The organism is Pseudarthrobacter sp. BIM B-2242 (genome assembly GCF_014764445.1).
GTDB lineage: Bacteria > Actinomycetota > Actinomycetes > Actinomycetales > Micrococcaceae > Arthrobacter > Arthrobacter luteus_A.
On the sequence record NZ_CP061721.1, the window covers coordinates 351,936 to 368,651 of the forward strand.

The window sequence follows — 16,716 nt, forward strand, 5'->3', positions numbered from 1 at the left end:
GATGAGAGCCATCTGGAAAGGTGCCATCGCGTTCGGCCTGGTCAACGTGCCCGTGAAGGTCTACAGCGCCACCGAGGATCATGACATCAGTCTCCACCAGGTCCACAACGCCGACGGCGGCCGGATCCGCTACCAGCGCCGGTGCGAGGTCTGCAGCCAGGTGATCGACTACTCGGACATTGAGAAGGCCTACGAGGACGGCGGCCGAACCGTGGTGCTGTCCAAAGAGGAGCTCAAGTCCATCCCTGCGGAGAGCAGCCACGAGATCGAGGTGGTCCAGTTCGTGCCGTCCGAGCAGCTGGAACCCATGATGTTCGAGAAGAGCTACTACCTGGAGCCGGATTCGAAGTCGCCCAAGGCCTACGTCCTGCTGCGCCGGGCGCTGGAGGACACCGACCGCGTGGCCATCGTCCAGTTCGCGCTGCGGGAGAAGACCCGGCTGGGGGCGCTGCGCATCAAGGACGACGTGCTGGTGCTGCAGTCCCTGCTGTGGCCGGACGAAGTCCGCGAGGCCAGCTTCCCCGCCCTGGAGGAGTCCGTCCGGATCTCCGCCCAGGAACGCGAAATGTCTGCCGCCCTGGTGGAGTCCATGGCCGCCGACTTTGAACCCGAGCACTTTACCGACGACTATCAGGTCCAGCTCCGGAAGCTTATCGAAGCCAAGCTGGAGAAGGGCGATTCGCTGGACACCGAGGAAACGTTCGGCGCGGAGGCTGGCGAAGGCGGCAAGGGCGAGGTCATCGACCTCATGGAGGCCCTGAAGCGCAGCCTGGACAGGAAGCGTGGTGGCGGTGCTGCGGCGGCTTCCGGGGATGACGCGTCCGACAGCGACGAGGCGGACGCGGAGGAAGAGGCTAAGGCGCCCGCGAAAGCCGGCTCCAGGCCGGCAACCAAGTCCGCCGCAACCAAGTCCACTGCCAGCAGATCGACGGCCACAAAGTCCACCGCAACCAAGAGCGCGGCCGGAACCAAAACGGCGGCGAAGTCCACCGCCAGTAAATCCACTGCCGGCAAGCCCGCCGCAAAGTCGGAGTCCGCTGCTGCCAAGTCCACGGCGGCGAAGTCGTCCACCGCCAGGGCGCGCAAGGGCGCCTGACGTCCGGCGACGTCCCGGAGTACGCAAGCGCCCTGCAGTACGGGGGCGCCCTCCTGTATTGACGGGGCTGGCCGCAGTATGGGTGATGGCCGCCGCCTAGGTGTTTCGCAGCGCGGAGATGAGCTCGCTCTTCTTCTTGGCTGAGTACCCGGTGAGGCCTATTTCCTTGGCTTTGGCCTTGAGCTGCGGGACTGTCCAGTCCTCGTAGTCGCCGGCTTTCCCGCCTTTGCGGCCCACTGCCGAGCGGCCCTTCGCGGCTGCCGCGTTGGAGATGCGTGCCGCCTTCTGCTTGGACGCGCCGTCCTCGCGCAGTTCCTCGTAGAGCTCAGGATCCTTCAGGCTGGGGTTCTTTTTGCCTGGCATGTCATCCTCCTTAAACGAGCCCTGTCCCGGGGCAACGGGTGCAGTTGCGCCCTCGCCTCCACGCTAATTCGGGGCCTGTGGAAAAACAAGGAAACACTAAGTCTGCTTGCTTTGGGAAGGTGCTGCGGCCACAATGGGTCCCATCACAGCCCTGCTACAACAGCGTGCTGTCACTCACAACCTGTCAATGGAGATGGAGAGGGGCGCCGAGATGAACGACAAAACGGCCGTGGATGAGGCGGACAGGGCGCTGAAGCAGAAACACCGGGCCATGTGGGCCTCCGGGGACTACCCGGCCCTGGCCAGTGAGATGCTCCTGGATCTGGGAGCAATCCTGGTGGATGCGTGCGGAGTCAAAGCGAAACAGCGTGTTTTGGACGTGGCGTCCGGGGCGGGCAACGCGGCCATCCCCGCTGCCATGATGGGTGCCCGGGTGATTGCCAGCGATCTGACTCCGGAGATGTTCGACGCCGGGCGGCACCAGGCAGCCGACCGCGGCGTTGAGCTTGAATGGGCGGAAGCCGACGCCGAGGCTCTTCCGTTCGCGGACGCCGAATTCGACGTCGTGACGTCCTGCCTGGGCGTCATGTTCGCACCGCACCATCAGGCCGGCGCTGACGAAATCGTGCGCGTGTGCAAACCAGGTGGCACCATCGGGCTGCTCAGCTGGACGCCCGAAGGGTTCGTCGGGAAGATGTTCGCAGCCATGAAGCCCTTCGCGCCGCCGCCTCCGCCAGGCGCGCAGCCGCCCCCGTTGTGGGGCAGCGAAGGCCATGTGCGGGAGCTCTTTGGCGACCGGATCACGGACATCCGCACTGAAAAGCGGACCCTCGTCATCCATAGTTTCCACCAGCCCGCAGATTTCCTGCGGTACTTCAAATCCCACTACGGCCCCACGATCTCCGTCTACAAATTCATTGGGGACGACGAGGAGAAGGTCAAAGCGCTGGACTCGGCCCTGACTGAGCTGGCCGACACCTTCGGGGACGCGCACGGCGATGCCGCCTGGCAGATGGAATGGGAATACCTGCTCTTCATCGCCAAAAAGGCCAAGGAATGAAGGGCAACTTTGTCGCAACCTCCACCGTCACCATCAACACGCCGGCCAGCCGTGTGTGGGAGGTCATCACCGATCCGGACGCCGTCAAGGAGTTCATGTTTGGCGCAGATCTGAATACGGACTGGACTGTGGGCGGGCCCATTCTCTGGCGTGGCGAGTGGGAGGGCAAACCCTACGAGGACAAGGGCGAAATCCTCGAGGTGGAACCGGGCAAAAAACTGGTCCACACGCATTTCAGCCCGCTCGGCGGCGAAGAGGACAAGCCGGAAAACTATCACACCCTGACGTGGACCCTTGAGGACCAGGAGGGCGGCGCCACACGGCTCACGCTCTCGCAGGACAACAACGCCACCGAAGAGGCCGCCGAGCACTCCAAGGGAATGTGGGACATGCTCGTGGCGGACGTCAAGAAGATCGCCGAACTCCCCTGACCCCAACTAGGTAGCGCTATCTGTCGTTTTGAGCGTCCAAAACGACAGATAGCGCTACTTAGTTGGGCGGGGGGACGCTTAAAGCCGGCGGCCGCCGTCGTAGTCTCCCCACGCAGGAGAGACGTACGACGGCGGCCGCTGGCACGCGCTGTTTGGAACCAGGTGGCGCTACTCGGCGTCGTGATCCGTTTCCAGGATCTGGACCAGACGCTCCAGGGCGTCATCCGCGCCGGTTCCTTCGGCGCGGAGCACCACAACGTCGCCGTGGGACGCACCCAGGCTCATGAGGGACAGGATGCTGGCGGCGTCCATGGCCTCGTCCACGGGCTCACCTTCGCGGGCGATGGTGATGTCCAGGTCGAACTCGCCGGCGGCTTCGGCAAAGATGGCGGCGGGGCGGGCGTGCAGGCCGACGCGGCTGGCGACGGTTGCGGTGCGTTCTGACATTGTTGCTCCTTTGTGTCTTCGGCGCCTGTTGGTTCAGCGCCGTAAATCGTTTGGCGGGTGAAAGCTGGGTCAGACCGTTACGGGAACGGTTTCCACCGTAGCAGCGGGCTTGGCTGCAACCCAGCGTTTGAGGGCGACAACCGCGAGGGCGCTCACGATGGTTCCGGCGAGGATGGCGACGACGAACATTGCCAGGTTGCCGATGGCGAAGAAAACGAAGATGCCGCCGTGCGGAGCCTGGGAGGTGACGCCCGTGGCCATGCACAATGCGCCTGTCAGCGCGCCTCCCACCATGCTGGCAGGGATGACACGCAGCGGGTCGGCAGCGGCGAACGGGATGGCGCCTTCGGAGATGAAGGATGCCCCGAGGAGCCACGCGGCCTTGCCGTTCTCACGTTCGGCCAGGCTGAAGAGCTTCTTGTCCAGGACGGTGGCCAGTGCCATCGCTAGCGGAGGCACCATGCCGGCAGCCATCACGGTTCCCATGATCTGCCACGGGGCCTGGTTTTCGATGCTGCCTGCGCTGAGGCCGGCAACCGCGAAGGCGTACGCAACCTTGTTGACCGGACCGCCGAGGTCAAAGCACATCATGAGGCCGAGGATGATTCCAAGAACCACTGCGGAGACGCCGGTCATGCCCGTGAGCCAGGCGTTCAGGCCGTTGGTGATGCCTGCGATGGGGCCGCCGAGGACCAGGAACATCAGGCCGGAGGCAAAGATGGAGGCCAGCAGCGGGATAATCACGACGGGCATCAGGCCGCGGAGCCAGCGCGGCACCTGCCAGGTGCCGATCAGGTGAGCCATGTAGCCGGCGAGCAGGCCGCCGACGATGCCGCCGAGGAAGCCTGCGCCCATAAATCCGGACACGGCACCGGCCACGAAGCCCGGCGCGATACCGGGCCGGTCGGCGATGGCGTAAGCGATGTAGCCGGCAAGTGCAGGCACCAGGAAGCCCATGGACAGGGCGCCGATCTTGAACAGTACCGCGCCAAGGTAGATGGCGAGTCCGCCCTCGGGCAGGTTGCCGAAGTTGTTATCTACCACCACCTTGTCTGCAACTTCGGTGATGTCATAGCCGCCCAGCAGGAAGCCCAGCGCGATCAGCAGACCGCCGCCGGCAACAAACGGAATCATGTAGCTGACACCGGTCAGCAGTGCGCGCTTGAGCTTCTGGCCGATGTGCTCGCCCTTTTCTGCTGCAGCCTGCTCCGCCTGCTCTTCCGCACCGAAGTGCGGTACGCGGCGGGCGTTAGGATCAGTGGCTGCGGCGAGTGCTTCCTGGACCATCTTCGTCGGCTCGTCGATGCCGCGCTTGACGGGGGCATTGATGACGGGTTTGCCGGCGAAGCGCTCCTTGCCGCGGACGTCCACGTCCACCGCGAAGATCACGGCGTCTGCGGCTGCAATGACGGCGGGGTCCAGCGGCTTGGCGCCGGAGGAGCCCTGGGTTTCCACCTGCAGGTCCACGCCCATTTCCTGGGCGGCGGCCACCAGCGAGTCGGCGGCCATGTAGGTGTGGGCGATGCCGGTGGGGCAGGCGGTGACCGCCACGAGGCGCTTAGGGCCGGCGGCGGAGGCACCCGCCGAAGCCGCGCCCGCCGAAGCCACGCCTGCGGAAGCTGCGCCTGCGGAAGCTGCGCCTGCGGACGCCGCACCCGCAGCAACGCCGTCAGCAGGCACTGCCGCCGCATGGGCAGCTGGCTTGTCCGCCAGCGCGCCGTCCACGAGGGCCACGATTTCCTCACGGCTGGAGGCCGCACGCAGCGCAGCGGTGAAGTCCTTTTTGATCAGGGACCGGGCCAGCTTGGACAGGAGCTTGAGGTGTTCCTGGTCCGCTCCGTCCGGGGCGGCGATGAAGAAGATGAGGTCAGCTGAGCCGTCCTTGGCGCCGAAGTCCACCTTGGGGTTGAGCCGCGCCATGGCCAGCGTCGGTTCGATGACGGCGGCTGAACGGCAGTGCGGGATGGCAATGCCGCCCGGGATGCCGGTGGCGGTCTTCTGCTCGCGGGCGAAGGCGTCGGCGAACAGGCCCTCAACTTCTGATGCGCGGCCGGTGGCAGCTACCTTGCTGGCCAGGTGCCGGATCACGTCCTCGGGCGAGGTGCCCAGGTTCTGGTCGAGCTCGACCAGTTCGGTGGTGATGAGCTGAGTCACTGTCAATCCTTTCGAAGGGCCGTGATAGTTACGGCATCCGGGGTGGTTTGGTGGACTGCCGGGACAGTGGAACCCGGCAGGGAGGCGGCGGCGGCACCGTGTGCCACTGCCTGACGAAGGCAATCGGCCGGGGCGGCGCCCTGGCCGTGGGCGAGCAGATAGCCAGCCAGCGATGAATCGCCCGCGCCGACAGTACTGACCGCGGCGACCGGCGGGTGCGTGGCCAGCCACGCGCCGTCGGCCGTTACCAGGACAGCTCCCTTGGATCCGAGAGTTGCCAGCACCGCACCTACACCGGAACGCACGACGGCGGCGGCGGCCTTTGCGGCTGCCTCCGGATCCGCTTCCAGTTCTTCTGCGGTGGACGCCGTGGCGAAACCGGCTGCTGCAGCCAGTTCCGCCAGTTCTTCGGCGTTGGGTTTGAGGAGGTCCGGTGTCCCGGACAGCGCGCCGGCCAGGGGCCCGCCGGAGGAGTCGACGGCGATCAACGGGGTGCCGCCGTCGCCCGCCGCACTCCGCAGCCGCTGGATGACGGTAGCGTAAAAATCAGTTGGGAAGCCGGGCGGCAGGGAGCCGGCCAGGACAACCCAGCCGGCGCCACGGGCGCGTTCCAGGAGGAGGCCGATCAGGGCTTCCTGCTCCTCAACGCTCAGCGTGGGACCAGGCTCATTGATCTTGGTGGTCACCCCGCCCGGTTCGGTGAGGGCCACGTTGGTGCGGAGCGGCTCGTCGATGGGGAGGGCAGCGAAGGGTACGTCGTCGTGAAGGAGGCCGGCAAGGACGGGATCGCTGTCACCGCCGGGAAGTACTGCGATTGTGTCCAGCCCTGAGGCGCAGAGGGCCCGGGACACATTCACGCCCTTGCCGCCGGACTCCTGGCTGACGGAGACGGCACGCTGGACTTCGCCGCGCTGCAGGGGGCCGGGGAGGGCCACCGTGCGGTCCAGGCTGGGGTTGGCGGTGAAGGTGACGATCATGCGATCACCACATCTACGCCGGCATCGGTCAGGGCGGCTGTGAGTTCCGGGCTGGGTTCGCTGTCTGTAATCAAAGTGTCCAGATCTTTCAGGGAGGCGAACTGGACCAGCGTTTCCGCGTCCAGTTTGGAGGAGTCGGCCAGCACCACGATGCGGCGGGCCGACTGGACGAAGGCTGCCTTGACGGCGGCTTCTTCAGGATCGGGCGTGCTGAGGCCAAAGCTTGCATGGATGCCGTTGGTGCCAAGGAACGCGATGTCCGGGCGCATCCTTTGGGCGGCTTCCACGGTTGCCTGCCCAACGGCGGCCTGGGTCAGGCCCCGGACCCGGCCGCCCAGGATCTGCAGGGCGATACCGGGCGCGCTGGCCAGTTTGGCAGCGATGGGCACGGCATGCGTGATGACCACAAGTTCGGGCGCGGTCGCAGGGGAGGGTTCGACGGCGGCCCGCCGGGAGAGCAGGTCGGCAAGGGCTTCGGTGGTGGAACCGGCGTCGAGCAGGATGCTCCCGGACTTGGACCGGGGGATCAGGGCAAGGGCCGCCTGGGCAATGCGGAGCTTCTGGTCCGGGCGCTGGATGGTCCGCTCGTTGATGCTTTCCTCGGACGTGCTGAAACGGTCGGCCGCAACGGCGCCGCCGTGGACGCGCCGGACGGTGCCCGCGCTTTCGAGGGTGGCGAGGTCGCGGCGGACAGTTTCGGTGGTGATGCTGAAGCGCTCGGCCAGCACGGTCACGCTGACGCGGCCGTTGCCGGCAACTAGCTCGGCAATCTTCTGCTGGCGCTCTTCGGCGAACACGTGCCCTCCATTGCGTAAAGTCTGGGTTCCATCCGTGACTGGCATCACATGATGTGGAATTACTTGACTTTATCTTTGCTTATGTTGGTTTGTCAATGGAAATCCACACGAAACAAAGACGGCGGAGCGCCTCCCGCTGGTCGGGGGGTCCGAAGGAAACGAAAAAGCCGGGACGGACCTCGGTGGTCCGGCCCGGCTGTCGGGTTTTCATGGTGACGCTATCGCCCGGGAGCTACAGTCCGCCGTCGCGGCTTTCGTTGCGCGTGATGCGCTCGCCGGTGTTCGGGTCAACCACCGATCGGGTTTCACTGACGCGCCGGCTGCGGCCCGGCGAGGCGAGTACAAGGGACGCAATCAGTCCGATGACGCCGACGGCCATCAGGATGTAGCCGATCAGGACCTGGTCAACGAACGGGATCAGGCCCGGTGCAACCGCCCAGGCCAGGATGGCACCGAGCGCGATAAGGAAGATGGCGGAACCGATTCTCATGACTTGCTCCTTGTGGTTCGAGTACGTGTGGTGCCGAACTGCTAAGCATGCTGTCCTCTCACAACCTACAGCCCGGCAGGGTGCGATTCAATCACCGGCAAGGCTGCGGATTGGCGGCGTCGTGGCTGTTCAACGGCCCGCACTGGCTAGGCTGGTCGGATGGAAACAGTTGTTTGGTCCAAGCCGGAGGCTGAGCGGGACGGCACGCCGCTGCTCGTCCTCATGCATGGCTACGGCACGGACGAGTCCCGCATGGTGCGGCTGTTCGAGTATCTGCCCGCCGAATTCACCTGTGCCGCCTTGCGGGCTCCGATGGTGATTGGCGACCACTATGGCTGGTTCCTGCTGGACTACTTCCTGGTCAACGATTTTGCCGATGTCATTGCCGCCACCAATGCCGTCCAGGACTGGATCGGCTCCGTGCGGGGCCGCCACAGCAGCGTGAGCCTGATGGGCTATTCGCAGGGGATGGCCATGGCCAGTACTCTCCTGCGCCTGCACCCCAACGACTACAAGGCAACGGTGGGGTTGTCCGGGTTTGTCCTGGAGAACGAACTGTTGTCACTAACTGACTCTTTTGAAACCCCGCCCCCCTTCTTCTGGGGGCGGGACAAAGCGGACCTTGTGATCAATGAGGACGCCACGGCCTACACCGGGCAGTGGCTCCACGAAAACACTCACCTGACTGCCCGGACGTACCCCGGCATGGGCCACGCGATGAGTAAAGCCGAGATGGTGGACGTCAGCGCGTTCCTGCGCCACTACGTGCTGGACTGACCTCCCGCGGGCCGGTTGGCGGGCCGGGCCGTCCGGGGGTTCGGCAGGCAGCAAATCCAGTTGCGCGCGAAATCTGCAAGCGCTTACACTCGATGTTGGCCCGAATCCTCCGGCCGTTGAGCCAGCAGGAGAAGGATGCCCCACCGGTGCCCATGAGCCAGGCCCCTGCCCGCGCCCGCCCGCCCGGGCAGCGCAGGTTGTCAGGCCGCACCAGGGCGCTCATCATGGAACGAGACGTTTTTTAGCAGCCCACCGGCCCGCCGAGGTTTTTTGACCCGGCCCCTGGCCGCCCCTGCTGATCCGGCGGACGCGGTTGCCCGCGCTTCCCCGCTCTGCCTTTACACCCCGTTGCCCGGACGCTGAGGTCCGCTGGTTGAAATTCCCGCCCGTTGAAACCACACCCATTTGAGTTACGCCCCCAAGGCTTCCCGCCGTCTGGAAGGACACTGCGCATGACTGACGTTTTGACAACCCAAACCCCCGGCTGGACCACCGCTTCTGCCATCCTCTTCGACCTTGACGGAGTGCTGACGCCTACCGCCACCGTCCATGAACAGGCGTGGAAGGAACTCTTCGAGGGCTATCTCACCACCCGGCCCGACGTGCCCGGCTACCGCGAAGAGGACTACTTCGACCACATCGACGGCAAGCCCCGGTTCGACGGTGTCCGCGATTTCCTGGCATCACGCGGCATCGTGCTCCCCGAAGGCTCCGCCAGCGACGGGACCGAAGGCGGCAGCTCAACCGGCGCCGCTCCGCGAACAGAAACGGTGCAGGGACTCGGCAACCGCAAGAACCAGGTGTTCAACGACATCGTCAGTGCCGGCGTCGAGCCTTTTGAAGGGTCGGTGCGTTTCCTCAAGGCCGCACTGGACCGCGGGCTCAAGGTCGCCGTCGTCTCTTCCTCACGGAACGCGCCCGCGGTCCTGAAGGCAGCGGGCCTCAACGGGCACTTCGAGGTGGTGGTTGACGGCGTGGTGGCCGCGGCCAAGGGCCTGCCCGGCAAACCCAGCCCGGCCACCTACAACTACGCAGCACAGCTTTTGGGCCTGCCCAGCGAAGAGTGCGTGGTGGTTGAGGACGCGGTGTCCGGTGTCCAGGCTGGCCACGCCGGAACGTTCCACTCGGTAATCGGCGTGGACAGGGGTGCCGGACGGCAGACCCTGCTCGACGCCGGAGCCACCAGGGTGGTCAACGACCTCCAGGAACTCCTCTAGCAAACCTCCCGGCTGGAACCAGCCAGGCAAGCCCCACACAGACCAGCACCACGCCAAAAGGATCGCAACACCATGGCACTTATCACCGCGGACCGCGAACGGTTCCCCGACACTCCCTGGCAGCTTGTGGAGACCCACCACCAGCCGGACAACGCGGGAACCCTGGAGACGCTCTTTGCCCTGGGCAACGGGCACCTTGGGATCCGCGGTGCGCACTGGGCCGCGGCGGACGCCGAACTGCCGGGCAGCTTCATTAACGGCCTGCACGAAATCTGGGACATCAAGCATGCAGAGAACGCGTTCGGCTTTGCCCGGACGGGCCAGCGGATCCTTTATATCCCCGATGTAAACAACTTCACGGTCATCATCGACGGCGAATCCCTCTCGCTCGCGGAATCGGATGTGCTGGACTACCGCCGCACGGTTGATTTCGCCACCGGGATCTACGAATGCCGCATCACCTGGCGCTGCCGGTCCGGTGCGTCGGTAACCACTACCGAACGCCGCGCCGTGGGCTTCGCGTCGCGCGGCGCCCTCGGAATCTCGCTGGAAGTAGCGTCGGACCGTGAGGTTTCCGCTGACGTCACCTCGTCCGTCATCAACCGCCAGGACCAGCCCGTGGAGGACCACTCGGCGCATGATCCCCGCCGTGCCGGCCGGCACGCAGGCCGGGTCCTGCTGCCGGTACGGATCGACGGGAGCGACGGCTCGCTCCGGCTGGCCTGGCAAGCCGCGGAATCCGGGCAGCGCGTGGGACTGGCCGTGGACCACTGGACCTCGGCCGGCCACCAGCCGTTCGAAACCGTGGCAGGCGAAGACGACAGCAGCGTCCGCTACGTCCTGGCGGTCCGCGCCGAGGAGCCGTTCCGGCTGGAGAAGAGCGTCAGCTACGCCGCCGGGCCGGGCGTCCAGGACTCCGAACGGGACGCCGCGGAAACCGCCGAGGCCGGGCTCCGTCCCGTGGAGGACATCTTCGTCGAGAGCCGGGAGCACTACCGCGAGTACTGGGCCACCTCGGACATCGTGGTAGCCGGCCAGCCCCAGCTCCAGCAGGCCATCCGCTGGAACCTGTTCCAGCTGGCGCAGGCGACGGCGCGGGCCGACGTCGCGGGCATTCCCGCCAAGGGCGTCACCGGCTCGGGCTATGAGGGGCACTATTTCTGGGACCAGGAGGTCTACCTACTGCCCTACCTCACGTACACGAACCCCGACGGCGCCCGCAAGGTCCTGGAGTTCCGGCACGAAATGCTCCCGGCGGCCAAAATCCGGGCCAAGGAGCTGAGTGTGGACGGCGCCCTGTTCCCCTGGCGCACCATTAACGGCCTCGAAGCCAGCGCGTACTATGCTGCCGGCACGGCGCAGTTCCACATCGCCGCCGCCATCGCCTTCGCCACCAGCCGCTACGTGTGGGCCAGCGGGGACGACGCCTTCCGTGAAGGCACGGGCGCGGAGCTGCTGATCGAAACCGCCCGGATGTGGATCTCGCTGGGCTTCTTTGGCAAGGACGGGCTCTTCCACATCCACGGCGTCACAGGCCCGGACGAGTACACGGCGGTTGTCAACGACAACCTCTACACCAACGTGATGGCCCGCTTTAACCTGCGCGCCGCCGCGGCCGTGGAACACCAGGCGATTGACGATGCCGAACGCCAGCTCTGGGTGCAGGCCGCCAACCGCATGCACCTGCCCTTCGACGAAGACCTTGAGGTCTATTCGCAGGACAACGACTTCATGACCCTGGAGCCCTGGGACTGGACCACGCCCCGGTCAAAGTACCCGCTGCTGCTGCACTTCCACCCGCTGGTGATTTACCGCCACCAGGTGCTGAAGCAGGCCGACACCGTCCTGGCCATGTTCCTGCAGTGGCAGGATTTCACGGCGGTGGAGAAGCGCCGCGCCTTTGATTTCTACGACCCCATCACCACCGGGGATTCCACCCTGTCCGCCTGCGTGCAGGGGATCATGGCAGCCGAAGTGGGGCACCCCGGCGCAGCGCTGGAGCACTTCACCAACGCCGTCTTTATCGACTTGGATGACACGCACGGGAACACCATCGACGGCGTGCACATCGCCTCCACCGGTGGAGTCTGGAGCTCATTGGTCTGCGGCTTCGCGGGGCTCCGCGACCAGGGCCACATGCCGTTCTTCGACCCCCGGCTCCCCGCCGAATGGGAGGCGCTGACCTTCCACCTGAAAGTCCGGGGCCGGCTGCTGCTGGTCGAGCTCGACGCCGGCGCGCTCACCCTGAGCGTCCAAAGCGGCGGTCAGCTGGACGTGGATATCCGCGGCCAGGTGTTCCGGGTGGGCACGGACCCGGTCCGGGTTGCCCTGGAAGCCTTTGAGTGCCCCGAGCCCACGGTGTTCCCCAGCGGACCGCCCACCGCGAGCATGCCCGTCGTGCACGCGGCCGGCTAAGACCCGGGCGCAACGAGGATCCTGCCGCCGGCGGAGGGAGCTGACACCCGCTGGAAGCGGGGCTGCGTCAGTCTCCCGCCGCCGTGCGTTCCACAGCGGGTGCCGGTGCCGGGTCCAGCGGATGGGCTAGTTCGTCCTGGGGCATGCGCGCCGCGATCATGGCGATCACCGCCAGGACAGGGCAGACGCCGCCGGCGAACAGGAAGATCGCCCAGATGGGAAAGACCGCGGCGGCCGGACCGGCCAGCGCCATGGACACCGGCATCAGCGCGAGCGACACAAAGAAGTCCAGGCTGGAAACCCGGCCCAGCAGATGCCGCGGCACCCGCCGTTGCAGCAGCGTGCCCCAGATGACCATGCCCACGCTGCCGGTGGCACCGAAGATGAACATCGCGGCGGCAACGGTCCAGAAGCTATCCAGGATGCCGACGGCGGCGAGCGGCAGGCTGCCCGCACCCCAGCAGACCATCATCACCGTGAGGTAGCGGCGGGGGAGTTTCAGGGACGCTGTCACCAGCGACCCGATTGCCCCGCCCACGCCCATCACGGCGAGCAGGAAGCCGAACATCCGGGAATCGCCGCCGAGCTGGTCACGGACCACAAACGGCATCAGCACTTCGATGGGGCCGATCAGGAAGAGCACCGAAATACAGGCCCACAGCAACGTCCAGAGCAGCCACGGCGTGCGGATGGTGTAGCTGACGCCCTCCCGGAGGTCGTGGAAGAACGACGTCCTGGCCGGGCGTTCGTGGGTATCGGAGCCGGTCGGGTGGGAGTCGCCGTCGTCTGCGCCGCTGGATGGCGCCGCGAGGGCATGACGGCCCAGGAAGTTCAGGATGATGAACGCCAGCAGGTGGCAGCCGGCCACGCCCGTCACGGCATGGGACGGGGAGAGCGCGGCAACAAGGATGCCCGCGACAGCCGGTCCGGCAGCCTGCTGGAGGATGGGCCGCATGGTGCCCTCCATGCCGTTGGCCGCCAGCAGGTCCTGGGCCGGCAGGATCCGCGGCAGGATGGCGGAGTAGGCCGGGAAGAAGAACGCGGCCCCCACGCCCAGGACAAAGCTGCCCGCGGCAAGATGCCACAACTGCAGCCAACCGGCCATCGCCAACCCGCTGATGGCAGCGATCACGGCCAGGTTGGCGCCTTCGACGGCGATGATCAGCAGCCGCTGCGGAACCCTGTCCGCGGCGATCCCGCCGGCCAGGACGAAGGCCACCAGGCCCACGCTGCCTGCTGCCGCTACGAGCGAAAGTTCCAGCGGCCCGCCGCCGAGGTGGATCACCTGGTAGACCATGGCGACAGCCCACATGCCGGATCCAAAGATGGAAATGGCCAGGGCTGCGATAAGGACCCGGTACTCGCGGTGCGCAAACGGCCGCAGGGCTTGGAGTGTGGGCATAGGGCAAGTTTAGGCGGGGCCGGATAGCGGTGGAACCGAAAAGGGTACGTAGTGTTAAGCACCCTTACTGTTAAGGCAAGCTGTTAAGGAAAGCCGCAGCCTGGCTGCCGCGGCAGACGTACTACAGAAGCAGAGGTGACCATGGCCAAGCGCAGTAATCCCGCAGTACGCATCGCCCAGGAGACCGCCCACAACGCGGTGTTCGATGCCGAGGGCAAGCCGAAACCCGGCGTCCACAACATGCTCCTGAGGGCGGTCGAAATCCAACGGCCGCTTGTGGTCGCCTACGTCCGGCGGCTGCAGCGCAAGCACCCCGCCGCCAGCGCAGCCAGGCTCGCGGAAATCCTGGAGCGCGACTACCTGCGTGCGGTGACCGGCGGCGGCGCGCTCGTCGGGGCAACCGCGGTTGTGCCCGGCGTCGGAACTGTAGCCTCACTGGGTCTCTCCGCCGCGGCCACGGTCGGCTTCCTTGAAGCCACGGCGCTCTACGCCACGTCGCTGGCCGAACTCCACGGGATCCGCCTGACCAACCCGGAAAAGGCCAGCACCATGGTCATGGCCATCATGCTGGGCGAGGAGGGAACTGCCCTGCTGGGTACGCTGAGCGGGCAGGCCATGGGCAAGGGTGCCAGTGCCACCCAGGCATGGGGAAACGCGCTGTCCAAGTCCATGCCCACCGGTTTCGGCGCCATCCGGACGAAGATCCAGAAGGCCTTCCTTAAGAACCTGCTCAAACGCCAGGGCACCGCGCTCTTTGGCCGGGCCCTGCCGTTCGGCATCGGCGCTGTGGTGGGCGGTGCGGGCAACCTGATGATGGGCCGGGCCGTGGTGGCGAACGCCAAGGAGGCTTTCGGCCCGATGCCGGATACGATTCCGGGGGAGCTCAAAGCCACCGCTGCAGCTGCGGAGACCAACCCCGCGGCCAACAACACCCTGGAGGGTAAAAACCTTGGATCTTAACGCTGACCTCGGCGAATCGTTCGGCTCGTGGACCATGGGCGATGACGCCGCGATGTTCCCGCTGGTGACCAGTGCCAACGTGGCCTGCGGCTTCCACGCGGGGGACCCGGTCACCATGCTGGACAGCTGCCGCGCGGCGTTCGAGCTCGACGTGACAGTGGGCGCGCACGTGGGGTACCGGGACCTGGCCGGCTTCGGCCGCCGGTCCCTGGACATGTCCTTCGACGAGCTGTTCGGCGACGTCCTCTACCAGCTGGGAGCGCTCGACGGCGTCGCGCACGCGGTGGGTGCCTCCGTTGACTACGTCAAGCCGCACGGCGCCCTCTACAACCGCTTGGTGCATGACGCCGATCAGGCCTCCGCCGTGGTGGCAGCCATCCAGGCCTACGATCCCGGGCTGCCCATTCTTGGCCTGCCCGGCTCGCAACTGCTGGTCCAGGCCAAGGAAGCCGGCCACCCCGTTTTTGTGGAGGCCTTTGTGGACCGTGCCTACCAGGCGGACGGCACGCTGGTGCCGCGCTCGCAGGAGGGCGCCGTGCTGCATAACGTTGGCTCGATCGTGGAGCGCGCCGTGCGCCTTGCCACGAAGGGGGAGGTAGTTGCCGTGGACGGAACCGTGGTCCAGGTCAGGCCTGATTCCCTGTGCATTCACGGCGACACCCCCGGCGCCGTCGAAATGGCCTCTGCCGTCCGGGCCGGGCTCGAGGCAGCCGGCGTGGAGCTGGAGTCCTTCGCCTAGCCGAACACCAGATGCGCTGCGGTGAAGATGGCCAGTCCGGCGAGGGAGCCCACCACCGTGCCGTTGATCCGGATGAACTGCAGGTCCTTGCCCACCTGGAGTTCGATCTTCTGCGAGGTTTCCTCGGCGTCCCAGCGGGCCACGGTATCGGTGATCACGCCCGCAATGTCCGAGCGGTACGTCCGCACCAGGTAGCCTGCGGCGTCGCCGATCCAGGTGTTGACCTTGCCGGCCAGTTCGTCGTCATTGACCAGGCGTGAGCCGAAGTCCCGGACCGTTGCCTTGAACCTGACGGCGAGCTCGCTCTCAGGATCGTCCACGGCGCTGAGCAGGGCGTTCTTGACGGTTCCCCACGTCCGGGAAGCGAGTTCGCGGACTTCGGGATCGCCCAGGACCTGGGCCTTGATGTCCTCCGCGCGGGCGATCATGACGGGATCAAATTGGAGGTCCTGCGCAAGATCGGTCAGGTATTTATCGATCTGCTGGCGGACCTGGTGGTTCGGATCGGACTGCACGGCCCGGGTGAACTTCAGGATCTCCACATAGACCTTGTCGCCCACCAGGCCGTCCACGAACTGCGGGACCCAGGTGGGCGAGCGGTCGGAGACTAGCCGGCTGACGGTCTCGTGGTTGGCGTCCACCCAGTCCGCGGCCCGGTCCACCAGCAGGTCCACCAGTTTGTGGTGGTGCCCGTCGGCAAAAATCCGTTCCGCCATCCTGCCCACCGGAGGCCCCCACGGCGGAGCCACCAGGTGCTTGCGGACCATCGCCTCGATCACTGCCTGGACGTCGTCGTCGTTCAGAACCTTGAACGCGCCGCGGATGACGGCGGCACCTTCCTTGGCCACGCGCTCGGCGCCGCCGGGGCCGGAGAGCCACGCTCCGGCCTTCCGCGCCACGTCCAGCGACGCCAGCTTGTCCTGGACCACCTGCTCGGACAGGAAGTTGGTCTCCACGAATTCGCCGAGGGACGCCCCGATCTGGTCCTTGCGGCGCGGAATGATGGCGGTGTGCGGGATCTTGATGCCCATGGGGTATTTGAACAGGGCAGTGACGGCGAACCAGTCGGCCAGCGCGCCCACCATGCCGCCCTCGGCCGCGGCGCGCACGTACTGCAGCCACGGATGTTCCTTTTGCAGCGCGAACGCGAACACAAAAATAACCGCCATGGCAATGAGGAGTCCCAGCGCCACAAGTTTCATTTTCCGCAGCGCTGCCGCCTTTTCGGCGTCCCCCGCACTGAGTTGATGACGGACGACGGCGGCCCCCGTCTTCCCGTCCGGCGGCACCGCGCCGGGGGTCTGGGGCGGGGCTTGCCGGGTAGTTGGCTCAGAGTTCACCTGCATGTGCCCAGCCTAGTCCCGTGGGCCCGGGCCCGGTCCGCTAACGTG

General features: G+C 66.3%; 16 protein-coding genes. 8 read left to right on the top strand and 8 right to left on the bottom strand.

Annotated elements, in window-relative coordinates:
- Position 1 precedes the first annotated feature (1 nt).
- Positions 2 to 1,096 (top strand): Ku protein, encoded by a 1,095-nt coding sequence (locus IDT60_RS01685; protein WP_191080642.1) that lies wholly within the window; start codon positions 2 to 4, stop codon positions 1,094 to 1,096.
- A gap of 96 nt (positions 1,097 to 1,192) precedes the next feature.
- Here IDT60_RS01685 and IDT60_RS01690 read toward each other — a convergent pair whose 3' ends face one another.
- Positions 1,193 to 1,459, bottom strand: coding sequence for a Rho termination factor N-terminal domain-containing protein (locus IDT60_RS01690; protein ID WP_191080643.1), 267 nt, complete (start codon positions 1,457 to 1,459; stop codon positions 1,193 to 1,195).
- A gap of 211 nt (positions 1,460 to 1,670) precedes the next feature.
- Here IDT60_RS01690 and IDT60_RS01695 point away from each other — a divergent pair, with 211 nt between their 5' ends.
- Positions 1,671 to 2,519 carry a class I SAM-dependent methyltransferase gene (locus IDT60_RS01695; RefSeq protein WP_191080644.1) on the top strand — a complete coding sequence of 283 codons (849 nt, stop codon included), beginning with the start codon at positions 1,671 to 1,673 and terminating at the stop codon, positions 2,517 to 2,519.
- Positions 2,516 to 2,950: an SRPBCC domain-containing protein gene (locus IDT60_RS01700; protein WP_191080645.1), complete on the top strand. Its 435-nt coding sequence runs from the start codon at positions 2,516 to 2,518 to the stop codon at positions 2,948 to 2,950. Before IDT60_RS01695 ends, IDT60_RS01700 begins: the two co-directional genes overlap by 4 nt.
- A gap of 168 nt (positions 2,951 to 3,118) precedes the next feature.
- Here IDT60_RS01700 and IDT60_RS01705 read toward each other — a convergent pair whose 3' ends face one another.
- The 5 genes from IDT60_RS01705 to IDT60_RS01725 all read right to left on the bottom strand — a co-directional run bounded on the left by IDT60_RS01705 (position 3,119) and on the right by IDT60_RS01725 (position 7,815).
- On the bottom strand, positions 3,119 to 3,397 hold the full coding sequence (locus IDT60_RS01705; protein ID WP_164202827.1) for an HPr family phosphocarrier protein: 279 nt from the start codon (positions 3,395 to 3,397) through the stop codon (positions 3,119 to 3,121).
- A gap of 69 nt (positions 3,398 to 3,466) precedes the next feature.
- A complete protein-coding gene (locus IDT60_RS01710) occupies positions 3,467 to 5,551 on the bottom strand; it encodes a fructose-specific PTS transporter subunit EIIC (protein WP_191080646.1) in 2,085 nt (694 codons plus the stop codon).
- Positions 5,552 to 5,553: 2 nt separating this feature from the next.
- A complete protein-coding gene (locus IDT60_RS01715; protein ID WP_191080647.1) occupies positions 5,554 to 6,528 on the bottom strand; it encodes a 1-phosphofructokinase family hexose kinase in 975 nt (324 codons plus the stop codon).
- Complete coding sequence (locus IDT60_RS01720; protein WP_191080648.1) at positions 6,525 to 7,325, bottom strand: DeoR/GlpR family DNA-binding transcription regulator; 801 nt, start codon at positions 7,323 to 7,325, stop codon at positions 6,525 to 6,527. Before IDT60_RS01720 ends, IDT60_RS01715 begins: the two co-directional genes overlap by 4 nt.
- A gap of 232 nt (positions 7,326 to 7,557) precedes the next feature.
- Positions 7,558 to 7,815 (bottom strand): DUF6458 family protein, encoded by a 258-nt coding sequence (locus tag IDT60_RS01725; protein WP_164202818.1) that lies wholly within the window; start codon positions 7,813 to 7,815, stop codon positions 7,558 to 7,560.
- Positions 7,816 to 7,974: 159 nt separating this feature from the next.
- On the opposite strand from IDT60_RS01725, the gene IDT60_RS01730 reads away from it, so the two are divergent.
- The 3 genes from IDT60_RS01730 (at position 7,975) to IDT60_RS01740 (ending at position 12,224) form a co-directional block, all read left to right on the top strand.
- On the top strand, positions 7,975 to 8,592 hold the full coding sequence (locus tag IDT60_RS01730) for an alpha/beta hydrolase (protein ID WP_191080649.1): 618 nt from the start codon (positions 7,975 to 7,977) through the stop codon (positions 8,590 to 8,592).
- A 452-nt stretch (positions 8,593 to 9,044) separates the two neighbouring features.
- Positions 9,045 to 9,809 (top strand): HAD family phosphatase, encoded by a 765-nt coding sequence (locus tag IDT60_RS01735; protein ID WP_191080650.1) that lies wholly within the window; start codon positions 9,045 to 9,047, stop codon positions 9,807 to 9,809.
- Positions 9,810 to 9,881: 72 nt separating this feature from the next.
- Positions 9,882 to 12,224: a glycoside hydrolase family 65 protein gene (locus IDT60_RS01740; RefSeq protein ID WP_191080651.1), complete on the top strand. Its 2,343-nt coding sequence runs from the start codon at positions 9,882 to 9,884 to the stop codon at positions 12,222 to 12,224.
- 67 nt (positions 12,225 to 12,291) lie between these two features.
- Here the strand turns inward: IDT60_RS01740 and IDT60_RS01745 are convergent, their stop codons facing one another.
- Complete coding sequence (locus IDT60_RS01745; protein WP_191080652.1) at positions 12,292 to 13,626, bottom strand: MFS transporter; 1,335 nt, start codon at positions 13,624 to 13,626, stop codon at positions 12,292 to 12,294.
- Between the two features lie 141 nt (positions 13,627 to 13,767).
- Between IDT60_RS01745 and IDT60_RS01750 the strand changes: the two genes are divergently transcribed.
- Positions 13,768 to 14,586, top strand: coding sequence for a hypothetical protein (locus IDT60_RS01750; RefSeq protein WP_191080653.1), 819 nt, complete (start codon positions 13,768 to 13,770; stop codon positions 14,584 to 14,586).
- Entirely contained in the window at positions 14,576 to 15,325 is a 750-nt protein-coding gene (locus IDT60_RS01755; RefSeq protein ID WP_191080654.1) for a LamB/YcsF family protein, read from the top strand. The genes IDT60_RS01750 and IDT60_RS01755 overlap by 11 nt, the downstream gene beginning before the upstream one ends.
- Here the strand turns inward: IDT60_RS01755 and IDT60_RS01760 are convergent.
- Entirely contained in the window at positions 15,322 to 16,671 is a 1,350-nt protein-coding gene (locus IDT60_RS01760) for a DUF445 domain-containing protein (protein ID WP_191080655.1), read from the bottom strand. The two genes, IDT60_RS01755 and IDT60_RS01760, sit on opposite strands and share 4 nt — an antisense overlap.
- Between the last annotated feature and the right edge of the window lie 45 nt (positions 16,672 to 16,716).